At 40.7% G+C, this 12,377-nt stretch carries 15 protein-coding genes; 14 read left to right on the top strand and 1 reads right to left on the bottom strand.

All coding sequences use genetic code 11. From position 1 onward, the window contains the following. The first annotated feature begins 9 nt into the window (after positions 1-9). The 11 genes from LI164_RS01040 (at position 10) to LI164_RS00990 (ending at position 9,578) form a co-directional block, all read left to right on the top strand. Positions 10-1,254: an NAD(P)/FAD-dependent oxidoreductase gene (locus tag LI164_RS01040; RefSeq protein ID WP_117606886.1), complete on the top strand. Its 1,245-nt coding sequence runs from the start codon at positions 10-12 to the stop codon at positions 1,252-1,254. A gap of 37 nt (positions 1,255-1,291) precedes the next feature. Next, entirely contained in the window at positions 1,292-1,948 is a 657-nt protein-coding gene (gene cmk / locus LI164_RS01035) for a (d)CMP kinase (protein WP_227086608.1), read from the top strand. Between the two features lie 23 nt (positions 1,949-1,971). After that, positions 1,972-2,829 (top strand): 4-hydroxy-3-methylbut-2-enyl diphosphate reductase, encoded by an 858-nt coding sequence (ispH, locus tag LI164_RS01030; RefSeq protein WP_040015458.1) that lies wholly within the window; start codon positions 1,972-1,974, stop codon positions 2,827-2,829. After that, complete coding sequence (gene rpsA / locus LI164_RS01025; protein WP_005332898.1) at positions 2,810-3,889, top strand: 30S ribosomal protein S1; 1,080 nt, start codon at positions 2,810-2,812, stop codon at positions 3,887-3,889. Before ispH ends, rpsA begins: the two co-directional genes overlap by 20 nt. A gap of 179 nt (positions 3,890-4,068) precedes the next feature. After that, positions 4,069-5,388 (top strand): electron transport complex subunit RsxC, encoded by a 1,320-nt coding sequence (gene rsxC / locus LI164_RS01020; protein WP_005332896.1) that lies wholly within the window; start codon positions 4,069-4,071, stop codon positions 5,386-5,388. Between the two features lie 44 nt (positions 5,389-5,432). Continuing rightward, positions 5,433-6,362, top strand: a complete 930-nt coding sequence (locus LI164_RS01015; protein WP_040015481.1) for an RnfABCDGE type electron transport complex subunit D — start codon at positions 5,433-5,435, stop codon at positions 6,360-6,362. Then, positions 6,362-6,955 (top strand): RnfABCDGE type electron transport complex subunit G, encoded by a 594-nt coding sequence (locus LI164_RS01010; RefSeq protein ID WP_117606884.1) that lies wholly within the window; start codon positions 6,362-6,364, stop codon positions 6,953-6,955. Before LI164_RS01015 ends, LI164_RS01010 begins: the two co-directional genes overlap by 1 nt. Before the next feature lie 2 nt (positions 6,956-6,957). Then, a complete protein-coding gene (rsxE, locus tag LI164_RS01005) occupies positions 6,958-7,677 on the top strand; it encodes an electron transport complex subunit RsxE (RefSeq protein ID WP_005332885.1) in 720 nt (239 codons plus the stop codon). Positions 7,678-7,691: 14 nt separating this feature from the next. Beyond that, a complete protein-coding gene (locus LI164_RS01000; RefSeq protein WP_005332884.1) occupies positions 7,692-8,276 on the top strand; it encodes an electron transport complex protein RnfA in 585 nt (194 codons plus the stop codon). Positions 8,277-8,288: 12 nt separating this feature from the next. Further along, positions 8,289-9,080, top strand: a complete 792-nt coding sequence (locus LI164_RS00995; RefSeq protein ID WP_005332883.1) for an RnfABCDGE type electron transport complex subunit B — start codon at positions 8,289-8,291, stop codon at positions 9,078-9,080. Positions 9,081-9,098: 18 nt separating this feature from the next. Then, positions 9,099-9,578, top strand: a complete 480-nt coding sequence (locus LI164_RS00990) for a DUF2752 domain-containing protein (RefSeq protein WP_117656980.1) — start codon at positions 9,099-9,101, stop codon at positions 9,576-9,578. Between the two features lie 26 nt (positions 9,579-9,604). On the opposite strand, the gene LI164_RS00985 is transcribed toward LI164_RS00990, so the two are convergent. Then, entirely contained in the window at positions 9,605-10,582 is a 978-nt protein-coding gene (locus tag LI164_RS00985) for an FAD:protein FMN transferase (protein WP_227086607.1), read from the bottom strand. 198 nt (positions 10,583-10,780) lie between these two features. Here LI164_RS00985 and LI164_RS00980 point away from each other — a divergent pair, with 198 nt between their 5' ends. The 3 genes from LI164_RS00980 to ruvA all read left to right on the top strand — a co-directional run bounded on the left by LI164_RS00980 (position 10,781) and on the right by ruvA (position 12,377). Then, positions 10,781-11,152 (top strand): NusG domain II-containing protein, encoded by a 372-nt coding sequence (locus tag LI164_RS00980; RefSeq protein ID WP_117648801.1) that lies wholly within the window; start codon positions 10,781-10,783, stop codon positions 11,150-11,152. Between the two features lie 96 nt (positions 11,153-11,248). Further along, positions 11,249-11,746 carry a Gx transporter family protein gene (locus LI164_RS00975; protein WP_040015480.1) on the top strand — a complete coding sequence of 166 codons (498 nt, stop codon included), beginning with the start codon at positions 11,249-11,251 and terminating at the stop codon, positions 11,744-11,746. A 19-nt stretch (positions 11,747-11,765) separates the two neighbouring features. Then, complete coding sequence (gene ruvA / locus LI164_RS00970) at positions 11,766-12,377, top strand: Holliday junction branch migration protein RuvA (RefSeq protein ID WP_005332878.1); 612 nt, start codon at positions 11,766-11,768, stop codon at positions 12,375-12,377.

Here is a 12,377-nt window from a genome sequence, read left to right as displayed (position 1 = left end):
ATAATATAAATGAGTCATGTTATTGTAGTAGGTGGCGGAGCAGCGGGAATGTTTGCGGCAATTGCTGCAGCAAAAAACGGACATCAAGTCACGCTGTATGAAAAAAATGAAAAACTAGGAAAGAAAATATTTATTACTGGAAAAGGAAGATGTAATATTACAAATGCCGCAGATATGGAAGAATTGTTTGATGCAGTTGTGACGAATTCTAAGTTTTTGTATAGCAGCTTTTATGGTTATACGAATCAGAATGTGATAGATTTCTTTGAAGATGCAGGGGTGCCAGTGAAGATAGAGAGAGGAAATCGAGTGTTTCCAATCTCGGATCATTCGTCTGATGTTATCCGCGCATTGGAACGGGAAATGAAAAAAGTGGGCGTGAAAGTCTGCTTAAATACAGAAGTGAAAAGTGTAGAAGCTGAAAAAGGCAAGTTTAATAAGGTGGTATTAAAAGATACTACTACACAAACCGCAGATGCATGTATTGTTGCAACAGGTGGATTGTCTTACCGTTCCACAGGATCTACAGGTGATGGATTCCGATTTGCCGAAAACGTTGGGCATAAAGTAACACAATGCTTTCCGTCTCTTGTGCCGATGGAGACAAAAGAACCATGGATCTGTGAATTGCAGGGGCTTTCACTTCGCAATGTAGAAGCAAAGATATTGGATGGAAAGAAAGAATTATATAAAGATTTTGGAGAAATGCTGTTTACACATTTTGGTGTCAGTGGTCCATTGATTATCAGTGCCAGCAGTTATGTGGGCAAAAAATTCATGGATAAAAATGGACAGAAAAAGGAACTGACATTGGAAATTGATCTGAAACCAGCTCTTACAGAAGAACAACTGGATCAGAGAGTGCTGAGAGATTTTGAAGAGAATCATAACCGGCAATTTAAAAATGCAATCACAAAGCTGTTTCCAACTAAATTAATTCCGGTCATGCTGGAACTTGGTGGGATTGATCCGGAGAAAAAGGTTAACAGTATAGAGAAAGAAGAACGGAAACAGTTTGTTCATTTGATCAAGCATTTTCGTATGACGCTTACCGGACTTCGCGACTATCCGGAAGCGATTATTACAAAAGGCGGAGTTAATGTGAAAGAAATTGATCCTGGAACGATGGAATCAAAGCTTGTAAAAGGGTTATATTTTGCGGGAGAAGTACTGGATCTGGATGCATTGACCGGAGGTTTTAATCTGCAGATTGCCTGGTCGACCGGATATGCGGCAGGAAATGCAATCCAGTAATTAAAAGAAATATAAAGCAGATTGAGAAGGAGAAAATATGGGTTATAATGTTGCGATTGATGGCCCGGCTGGTGCAGGAAAAAGTACGATTGCCAAACGGGTTGCGAAAGAAAAAGGATATATATATGTAGATACGGGAGCAATGTATCGCGCGCTTGCTGTCTATTTTTTGGACAAAAAAATTAATCCGGAGAATCTGGATGCTATTGCCGCGACATGTGAAGGTGCAGAAGTGAAAATACAGTATGAACAAGGTGAACAGCAAGTGTATCTGAATGGCGAAAATATTACTTCCAGGCTTCGAAATGAAGAGGTTGGAAATATGGCTTCTAAAGTATCCGCGGTTCCGGAGGTGAGGGCACATTTGCTGAATCTTCAGAAAGAACTTGCAAGAACTCAGGACGTTGTGATGGATGGAAGGGATATTGGAACCTGTGTGTTGCCTGAAGCGGATGTGAAGATTTTCCTGACAGCAAGTGTGGAGACGAGAGCGCTCCGTAGATATAAAGAACTGGAAGAAAAAGGTGTTTCATGTGATTTGGAAGAAATTAAGAAAGATATCAAAGAACGCGATGAACGCGATTGTACAAGAAAAATTGCACCTCTCAGACAGGCGGAAGATGCAGTGTTGATCGATAGCTCAGATATGACAATCGAAGAGGTTGTAAAAGCAATCACAGATAATATCGTGTGAGAAAAAGAAAAGGTGGGATGAACATGCAGGTAGAACTGGCGAAATCGGCAGGATTCTGCTTTGGTGTACAGAGAGCTGTGGATACGGTATATAAGCAAATTGAAGAAAATTCGGCAGAGAAGATCTACACTTATGGTCCGATCATTCACAATGAAGAAGTCATCAAAGACATGGAGAAAAAGGGAGTTGAAGTAATCCTGTCAGAAGAAGAACTCAAGCAGATAGAATCAGGAATCGTGATCATCCGTTCCCACGGCGTTCCAAAGAGAATCTGTGATCTTCTGGATGAAAACGGAGTACGTTATGTAGATGCAACCTGTCCATTTGTGAAGAAAATACATAGGATCGTGGAAGAAAAAAGCCGGGACGGATATCATATTGTAATTATAGGAAACCGTGAACATCCAGAAGTTATGGGAATTGAAGGATGGGCGCAAGGCCCGGCTACGATCATTCAGACAGAAGAGGAAGCAAGGGCATTTGAACTGGTTCCGGAGAGTGAAAAAGTTTGTGTAGTAGCACAGACGACATTTAATTACAATAAATTTAAAGATTTAGTTGAAATTATTTCTGAAAAGCGTTATGATATTATTGTTTTAAATACGATTTGTAATGCAACGAAAGAGCGTCAGGAAGAGGCTTATGACATTGCAAAGCGGGTGGATGCGATGATTGTCATCGGAGACAAGAGAAGCTCAAATACCCAAAAGTTATTTGAAATCTGCAGCAATGCATGTGCGGATACGTACTATATACAGACACTTGGCGATTTGAATATGAATCAATTAAGGTCCGTGGAAACAGTAGGTATTACAGCAGGGGCATCCACGCCCAATAAAATAATTGAGGAGGTTCAAAATAATGTCAGAATTAACTTTTGAACAGATGTTGGAAGAGTCTTTAAAAACAATTAGAAACGGAGAGGTAGTAGACGGTACTGTCATCGATGTTAAACCAGATGAGATCGTTTTAAATATTGGTTACAAAGCAGATGGTATCATTACAAGAAGTGAGTACACGAACGACAGCAATGCAGATCTTACTACTATGGTATCCGTAGGTGACCCTATGACAGTGAAGGTTCTGAAAGTAAACGACGGAGAAGGACAGGTGTTGCTGACATATAAGAGATTAGCTGCCGAGAAAGGTAATGAAAGATTAAAAGAGGCTTATGAGAACCATGAAGTTCTGAAAGCTCCTGTTACACAGATCCTTGGCGGAGGTCTCAGTGTAGTAGTTGATGAAGCAAGAGTATTTATTCCTGCAAGCCTTGTGTCGGATACTTATGAGAAAGATTTGAGCAAATATCAGGACCAGGAAATTGAATTTGTGATCAGCGAGTTCAATCCAAGAAGAAACCGTGTAATCGGTGACAGAAGACAGCTTCTTGTTGCTGAGAAAGCTGAAAAACAGAAAGAGCTGTTTGAGAAGCTTCATGTTGGTGATACAGTAGAAGGTGTTGTTAAGAATGTTACTGACTTTGGTGCATTTATCGATCTTGGTGGAGTTGACGGACTTCTTCATATTTCAGAGATGTCCTGGGGACGTGTTGAGAATCCGAAGAAAGTATTTAAAGTTGGCGATGAGTTAAAGGTTCTTGTAAAAGATATTCACGATACAAAGATTGCTCTTAGCCTGAAATTCCCAGAGTCTAATCCATGGGCTAATGCTGCAGAAGATTATGCTGTTGGAACAGTAATTACAGGTAAAGTTGCAAGAATGACAGACTTCGGTGCATTTGTAGAACTTGCGCCTGGAGTAGATGCATTACTTCATGTATCTCAGATTTCAAAAGCACATGTTGACAAACCGTCAGATGTACTGAAAGTTGGAGAAGAAGTAACAGCTAAGATTGTTGATCTGAATGAAGCAGAGAAGAAGATCAGCCTTAGCATGAAAGCTCTTGAGGCAGCTGATGAAGAGACAGCTGACGCTGAGTAATAGATTATAAGATGCAAATAATAAGGGGCGGAAAGTTGTAGAACTTTCGCCCCTTTACTTTGTTAATAAAAGAACGAGCTGTATTACATAATGTACAAGAAAATCGAAGCTAACACTGGAAAAATCAGATATTTTCTAGTATAGTATAAAAAGACAAATTAGGAAGGAAGGATAAAAGGATGTCATTGTTAACATTTAAAGGTGGAGTTCATCCGAATGACGGCAAAGCTCTGGCAAAAGATAAAGCAATTGTCCAGGTACAGCCGAAAGGTGATCTGGTATATCCGATGTCACAGCATATCGGTGCACCGGCAGTACCGATTGTGGCAAAAGGTGACCATGTCCTTAGAGGACAGATGATTGCGGAAGCCGGTGGTTTTGTATCAGCGCCAATTTACGCATCAGTTTCTGGAACCGTAAAAGTTATTGAACCGCGTTTCACTCCGGCTGGCTCCAAAGTCAACAGCATTGTGATTGAAAATGACGGAGAGTATGAGGAAGTTGAGTACAGTACACCAAAGGCAGTGTCAGAGATGTCAAAAGAAGAAATTCTGAATGCAATCGGAGATGCCGGAATTGTCGGTATGGGTGGAGCTGGATTTCCAACAAAGGTAAAATTATCTCCAAAAGAACCGGATAAGATCGATTATATCATTGCCAATTGTGCGGAGTGTGAGCCTTATATTACAGCAGATTACAGACAGATTTTGGAGCATGGCGAGGAGTTAGTAGAAGGTATGAAGATAATTCTTCGACTGTTTGATAATGCAAAAGGTCTTTTTGGAGTAGAAGATAATAAACCGGACTGTATTGAAAAATTAAAAGAACTGACAAAAGATGAGCCACGTATGGAAGTGCTGAAACTCCAGACAAAGTACCCACAGGGGGGTGAGCGTCAGCTCATTTATGCAACAACTGGACGTGCGATTAATTCATCAATGCTTCCGGCTGATGCTGGTTGTGTTGTAGACAATGTTGCTACGATTTCAGCAATTTACCGTGCAGTTGCAAAAGGTGAGCCATCTATGGATAGAATTGTAACAGTCAGTGGAGATGCAGTTCATGAACCTGGCAACTTCAAAGCGCCATTTGGTATGAATCAGGCAGAATTGATTGAAGCAGCTGGAGGCTATAAGGTTGATCCGGAGAAGATTATTTCCGGAGGTCCGATGATGGGATTTTCTATGTTTACAGTGGATGTTCCGGTAACAAAGACTTCTTCATCCATTCTCTGCTTCACAAAGGATGAAGTTGCACAGTACGAGCCGACAGCATGTATTAATTGTGGAAGATGTGTGGAGGTCTGTCCAAGTCGTCTGATTCCATCAAGACTTGCAGATTATGCGGAACACCATGATGAAGAAGCATTTACGAAACACGAAGGCCTGGAATGCATGGAATGTGGATCTTGTAGTTATGTCTGCCCGGCTAAGCGTCAGTTGAAGCAGGCAATCGGTTCTATGAGAAAAACAGCACTTGCAAATCGCAAGAAGAAATAAGAAAGAATAAGAGGTGAATCAACGTGAGCGATCAAACATTAAAAATGTCATCATCACCACATATCCGTGATAATATGACAACCAGCAAGATTATGCTCATGGTAGTAATTGCACTGCTGCCTGCATCTGCGTTCGGTATATATAATTTTGGAGTTCCGGCGCTCATTATGCTCATCAGTACGACAGCATCTGCAGTACTGACAGAATATATTTATGAAAAATTAATGCACAAAAAAATTACAATCGGAGATTACAGTGCTGTTGTAACAGGACTGCTTCTGGGGCTTAATATGCCACCTACAGCACCATGGTGGATGGGTGCACTTGGAAGTGTATTTGGTATCTTGATTGTAAAACAGCTTTTTGGAGGTCTGGGACAGAACTTTATGAACCCGGCACTTGGAGCAAGATGTTTCCTTTTGATTTCTTTTACAAGTCAGATGACGACATTCGTCTATGACGGAGTAACAGGAGCAACACCACTGGCGCTTCTGAAGTCAGGGAAAGCTGTTAATTCTATGGACATGCTGATCGGAACAATTCCTGGAACAATCGGTGAGACTTCAGTGATTGCAATTATCATTGGAGCAATCTTCTTAATTTTAATGGGAATTATTGATCTTCGTATCCCTGGTACATATATTGTGACATTCGTTATCTTTATTGGTATATTTGGACATTTCCAGAATCCGGCTGTAGGATTTTTTGATGCACAGTATATTACAGCACATCTGTGTGGCGGTGGACTGATGCTTGGTGCATGGTTCATGGCAACGGATTATGTAACATGTCCGATCACGCCAAAGGGACAATACGTGTATGGAATCTTGCTTGGAATTCTGACTGGACTCTTCCGTCTGTTCGGCGGTTCCGCAGAGGGAGTTTCCTATGCGATCATTATCAGTAACTTAATTGTACCATTGATCGAGAGAGTTACTCTCCCAAAACCATTTGGTAAAGGAGGAGAGAAATAATGAATAAGATTTTGAAAAACACATTGATTCTGACTGCTATCACTTTGATTGCAGGACTTGGACTTGGTCTCGTTCATGAGATAACTCTGAATCCAATCGCCCAGGCGCAGGAAAAGGCGAAAAAAGAAGCTTGGCAGGCTGTATTTCCAGATGCAAAGCTTGATGAGTTTAAAGAGACAGATGTAGATCAGAAGGCTGCAAAGCAGGCAATCAGTGATCTTGGTGTTAATGCAACTATTGACGAAGTCTGTACAGTTGGTGATACAGGATATGTCATCACAACAACCGATAAGGACGGATATGGCGGAGATATTCAGGTTAGTGTTGGTATCCAGTCTGATGGTACTGTGACAGGTGTTTCCTTCCTTTCTCTCAGTGAGACTGCAGGTCTTGGTATGAAAGCAAAAGAACCGTCTTTCTATGAACAGTATGTAGGAAAGAATCCGACAAAGTTTGCTGTGTCAAAAGATGGAGGAGACGGTGAGCAGATAGATGCTTTAAGTGGTGCAACAATCACTTCAAGAGCAGTGACCGGAGCTGTCAATGCGGCCCTTGGCTATTATCAGAATGCATTTGGACAGGGAGGTAATTAAAGATGAATAAATGTACGGAAAGAGTTTATAATGGACTGATTAAAGAGAACCCTACTTTTGTTCTGATGCTTGGTATGTGTCCGACACTTGCGGTTACGACATCTGCAATCAATGGAGTTGGTATGGGACTTTCAACAACAGTTGTACTGGTCCTTTCCAATATGTTGATTTCCATGCTACGTAAGATCATACCGGATTCAGTCAGAATGCCGGCGTTCATTGTAGTTGTTGCTTCATTTGTAACAATTGTTCAGTTCCTGTTAGAAGGATTTGTGCCGAGTCTTTATGATGCACTTGGACTTTACATTCCACTGATTGTAGTAAACTGTATCATTCTTGGACGTGCTGAGAGCTATGCTTCCAAGAACCCGGTTCTTCCTTCTATCTTTGATGGAATTGGTATGGGACTTGGATTTACATTTGGACTTGCATGCATTGGTATTGTTCGTGAGTTCATCGGAACAGGAGCAATTTTCGGAAAACAGATTCTGCCGCTTGCAGATCTTGCAGCCGGACAGGGCGGTTATGTCCCGGTAACAATCTTTATCCTGCCACCAGGAGCATTCCTTGTTCTTGCATTCTTGGTTGCAGGTATGAATAAAATCAGAAAAAATGCTGAAAAGAAAGGCAAGAAAATCGCAGAGCCTCAAGGATGCTGCTCAGACTGTGCCGGATGTGCCGGATGTAGCGGAAAAGTATTTCCAACAGGCGATGAAGAATAGGAGGAGTGCAGAGTATGAAGACATTATCAGAATTACTGATTATTGCAATCGGTTCAGCTATTGTAAATAACGTTGTACTCAGCCAGTTTCTTGGAATTTGTCCATTCCTTGGAGTATCCAAAAAAGTTGAGACAGCTACAGGTATGGGAGGAGCAGTTGTGTTTGTTATTACACTTTCTTCCCTGTTGACAAGTTTGATTTATAAATTTATTCTTGTTCCATTAGGATTTGAATATCTGCAGACGATTGTATTTATATTATTTATTGCAGCACTCGTTCAGTTTGTTGAGATGTTTCTGAAAAAAGCGATGCCATCACTTTATCAGGCACTTGGAGTATATCTTCCACTGATCACAACAAACTGTGCGGTTCTTGGTGTAGCACTTACAAATGTCCAGAAAGATTATACAATTTTAGAAGGCGTTGTAAATGGTGTTGGAACATCTGTTGGATTTTTGATTGCAATCGTAATTATGGCAGGTATTCGTGAGAAGATTGAGTACAATGATATTTCAGAGTCCTTCCAGGGGACGCCAATTGTCTTGCTTACAGCATGTCTTATGGCAATTGCGTTTTGTGGATTTTCAGGACTGATATAGGAGGGATAGACAATGAATATTACAGCTGTTATTATTGCTGCTGTTATCGTAGGTGGTACTGGCTTGTTCATTGGTGTATTCCTTGGACTTGCCGGAAAGAAATTTGCGGTTGAAGTAGATGAGAGAGAAGAGGCAATTCTTGGAGTGCTTCCGGGAAATAACTGTGGCGGTTGTGGATATGCCGGATGCTCCGGCCTTGCTGCAGCAATTGCAAAGGGAGAAGCGGAAGTTGGAAGCTGTCCGGTCGGAGGTGCACCAGTCGCAGCCAAGATTGGTGAGATTATGGGAGTGTCTGCAGGCGAGCAGATCCATGAAGTAGCATTTGTAAAATGTGGTGGAACATGTGAGCAGGCAGCAACAGATTACGAATATCATGGAATTGGTGACTGTGTCATGGTCAATATGATGCAGAATGGCGGGCCAAAGACTTGTACATATGGATGTCTTGGAGAAGGAACGTGTGTGAAAGCCTGTCCGTTTGATGCAATCCACATTGTTGATGGCGTTGCTGTGGTTGATAAAGAAGCTTGTAAAGCTTGTGGAAAATGTGTTGCCGCGTGTCCTCGTAAATTGATTGAGATTGTGCCATATGACATGAAACATCTTGTAAAATGTAATTCTAAAGACAAGGGTAAAGATGTCATGAAGGCATGTAAAGTTGGATGCATTGGCTGCAAGATGTGTGAAAAAGCATGCCAGTTTGATGCTGTTAAGGTTCTGGATAATGTTGCGCATATTGATCCGGAAAAATGTACCGGATGCGGTGCATGTGCGGCAAAATGTCCGAAGAAAGTTATTCTCTAGAAAGAATTAAAGTGGAAGATGGAGAAAAAACGTAATCTGAAACAAAGATTAAAAATTGGAAAAACGATATTTTTTAAAGATGTGAAACATGCAAAATGGGCGATACTTTCAGTATTCGCCTATTTTGTGTTGCTTAGGAAATTTTTTATTACAATCTGTCCGGCTGTGCTGATTACCGGACTTCCGTGTCCGGGTTGTGGCATGACGAGAGCATTTATACGTCTTTTGCACCTGGATTTTGCGGGAGCTTGGCAGATGCATCCATTTGTATATCTTTTTATGATTTTTATTCTGTGGTTCGGAATACGAAGATATATATTGGGAATTTCTGATACAAAAAAAGCATGGAAAATTCTTGCCATGCTTGGAATATTGATGATTTTGTTTTATATCTGGCGGATGCTCCGGTATTTTCCCGGAAACCCGCCAATGAGTTATTATTATGGAAATGTGTTATTGAATCTGCACCATATTATTAAAAGTTTCTTACAAATCTGAAAGATGGAAATAAGTATTTGCCGGAATTATCGAAGAAAATTCTTTGTGTAGTGAATTTCGTTGTCATTTGTAATAAACAATGCATCTACATTTTCTAACTGATCAATCAGATCGTTGGCAGTTTCATATCCCATGAGATAACATACTGTACTCAGAGCATCAGCTGTCAGGGAAGAATCAGTAATGATTGTATCGCTGTACAATGTATTCTCACATGGATAACCTGTGCGAGGATCAAGAATGTGATGGTAAATTTTCCCATCTGCCTCAAAGTAACGCTGGTAAATTCCGGTTGTAACAACAGATTTATTTGCTACTTTGATGGAAGTGATCGGTTCTCCGGTCTCGCCAAATGGTTTCTGGATTCCGATGTTATATTTGGAGCCGTCGGTCTTGGATCCGAGCAGAAGGATATTTCCCCCCAAATCTATGACTGCATGTTTTACACCATTTTTTTTCAGATAATCTTTGATACGATCCGCAATATATCCTTTGGCAATAGCACCTACATCAATGGAAGCGTTTGGATCCAAAAGCTGGACGGTGTTATCAGATACACTGATATTTTTGTAATTTACGTGACTGAGCGCAGAGGCAATTGCGTCTGCATCTGGAACAGTTCCGGAACCAGAAGTAAAATCCCATAATTGGGAAACAGATCCAATCGTGATATCAAAAGAACCATTGGATAAATTGCCGTAGTAGATACCTTTTTTGATAAGTGTCGCAGTATCAGAGGAAACAGCTACCGGCATGCCTTGGGCATGATTGATATTGTAAATGTCACTGCCTTCTACATACATAGAAAACATGGTATTGTATTTTTGACAAAGACTTTTTAATCCGCTCATGACATTCTTGTTTACAGGATCCAGAATCTGGACCTTTACAACTGTATCGTAAAGTGTGTCGGAATAAGTTTGGTCTTTTGCATTCGCAGAACTGCAGCCACATAAGAGCATGGCAACTGAACTTAGAACAGCAATCATTTGTTTTAGTTTCATAATAATCTCCATTTTCAAGTATTTATAACTATGGTAATTATAACATGAAATATGAGATATGCAATGCTATTGTTCTTTCAGACACTTGACACTAGCTGCCTTGAGTTTAAGAAAGTGATTCTGGTGAAAGAAACAATCGAACATGTGGTTGCATAGATAGAAGTACTGTGCTAAAATATCCGTAGAGAGGTAGCCAAGATGAAAAATAGATTGAAGAAAAAAGATATTGTACTAATGATCATCATTCTGGTAGTGGCGGGATCGTGTGTGTTGTTACATAGGATTATTGGAGAGAAAAGTGCAGATTACATTACTGTAAAGGTGAATGGAAAGATAGAAGGCGTATATAGTCTGGCAGATGATCAGGAGATCGTGCTGAATAATGGAAGCAATGTTTTGAAGATCAAGAATGGAGAAGCTGATATGATCCGTGCGGATTGCCCGGATCAGCTCTGCGTGAAGCAGAAGGCGGTTTCTAAGAATAAAGAAAGTATTATCTGCCTGCCGAATAAGATTGTTGTGGAAGTTGACAGCCATCAGAACAGCCAGTATGATGCGGTAAGTAATTAAAGTTCAGAATTAGTGTCCGTGAAGCAGTAGCATTATGTGCCATAGCGGATAAAGAATAAGAAAGAGCGGCCTGATATAGTAGGAGGAGACATAAAAGTGAAAAACCGCGTAGCATATTTTGGAGTATTTACAGCGCTTGCATTGATTTTTAGCTATATTGAAACGCTTGTTCCGATTTCGTTTGGAATCCCGGGAGTCAAGCTTGGGCTAGCTAATCTGATTATCGTGATTGCACTTTATAAGATACCGCTTAGGGAAGTGTATGTATTATCTATAGTACGTGTCCTTTTAAGCGGTGTTTTGTTTGGAAATTATTTTAGTATTGCGTATAGTCTGGCAGGTGGATTACTTAGTTTAACTGTGATGGCACTTTTGAAAAAGGCAGGAGGATTCAGTGTTATTGGAATCAGTATTGCAGGCGGTGTCTGTCACAATATTGGACAACTGGTTGTTGCAATGATTGTTGTTGAGACATTTGCAATGTCATATTATATGCCGGTGCTTCTTGTTGCCGGACTGATTACGGGATTTTTGATCGGTGTTGTTGCAGATCAGGTGCTTAGGAGAATAAGCGATATTATGTTTTTAGAGTAGAAGGAGCAGAGGAGGTACTATGATATCGTATATACGAGGTGAGCTGGCTGCTCAATATGAAGATAAAGTAATTGTAGATGTAGGAGGCGTAGGATATGGAATTTATATGTCAGCGCAATCTATGAGTAAGCTTCCACCGATTGGAAGTGAAGTGAAGATACATACTTATTTGAATGTCAAGGAAGATTCAATGCAGCTGTTTGGATTTCTGACAGTAGATGATTTGAATGTATTTAAGTTACTGATCGGAGTCAGTGGAATCGGACCTAAAGGAGGTCAGGCAATTCTGTCGGTATTGTCACCAGATGATCTGAGGTTTGCAGTTATGGCTGATGATGTGAAAGCCATTTCATCCGCACCGGGGATCGGAAAAAAAACAGCGCAGAAGTTGATTGTGGAACTTAAGGATAAGTTGAGCATCGAAGATGCTCTGGAACATGCAATAACAGAAGATGGTGCTTTAAAAGCCCAGATGTCAACAGGAGGAGAGATTCAAAGCGAAGCGGTTCAGGCGCTGGTTGCATTGGGATACGGCAATACAGAAGCACTGAAAGCTGTGAAACAGGTGGAAATCACACCAGATATGCAGGTGGAAGAATTGCTTAAACGAGCATTGAAGTTCATGTTCTGA

Origin of the sequence: Dorea sp. 210702-DFI.3.125 (assembly GCF_020560945.1) — a bacterium.
Taxonomy (GTDB): Bacteria; Bacillota; Clostridia; order Lachnospirales; family Lachnospiraceae; genus Dorea; species Dorea formicigenerans.
This window is presented reverse-complemented; position numbering and strand designations above follow the sequence as displayed.

Coding starts and splice junctions, on each gene's coding strand:
- LI164_RS01040 (WP_117606886.1), top strand. CDS start 10: ATGAGTCATGTTATTGTAGTAGGTGGCGGAGCAGCGGGAATGTTTGCG.
- cmk (WP_227086608.1), top strand. CDS start 1,292: ATGGGTTATAATGTTGCGATTGATGGCCCGGCTGGTGCAGGAAAAAGT.
- ispH (WP_040015458.1), top strand. CDS start 1,972: ATGCAGGTAGAACTGGCGAAATCGGCAGGATTCTGCTTTGGTGTACAG.
- rpsA (WP_005332898.1), top strand. CDS start 2,810: ATGTCAGAATTAACTTTTGAACAGATGTTGGAAGAGTCTTTAAAAACA.
- rsxC (WP_005332896.1), top strand. CDS start 4,069: ATGTCATTGTTAACATTTAAAGGTGGAGTTCATCCGAATGACGGCAAA.
- LI164_RS01015 (WP_040015481.1), top strand. CDS start 5,433: ATGTCATCATCACCACATATCCGTGATAATATGACAACCAGCAAGATT.
- LI164_RS01010 (WP_117606884.1), top strand. CDS start 6,362: ATGAATAAGATTTTGAAAAACACATTGATTCTGACTGCTATCACTTTG.
- rsxE (WP_005332885.1), top strand. CDS start 6,958: ATGAATAAATGTACGGAAAGAGTTTATAATGGACTGATTAAAGAGAAC.
- LI164_RS01000 (WP_005332884.1), top strand. CDS start 7,692: ATGAAGACATTATCAGAATTACTGATTATTGCAATCGGTTCAGCTATT.
- LI164_RS00995 (WP_005332883.1), top strand. CDS start 8,289: ATGAATATTACAGCTGTTATTATTGCTGCTGTTATCGTAGGTGGTACT.
- LI164_RS00990 (WP_117656980.1), top strand. CDS start 9,099: ATGGAGAAAAAACGTAATCTGAAACAAAGATTAAAAATTGGAAAAACG.
- LI164_RS00985 (WP_227086607.1), bottom strand. CDS start 10,582: ATGAAACTAAAACAAATGATTGCTGTTCTAAGTTCAGTTGCCATGCTC.
- LI164_RS00980 (WP_117648801.1), top strand. CDS start 10,781: ATGAAAAATAGATTGAAGAAAAAAGATATTGTACTAATGATCATCATT.
- ruvA (WP_005332878.1), top strand. CDS start 11,766: ATGATATCGTATATACGAGGTGAGCTGGCTGCTCAATATGAAGATAAA.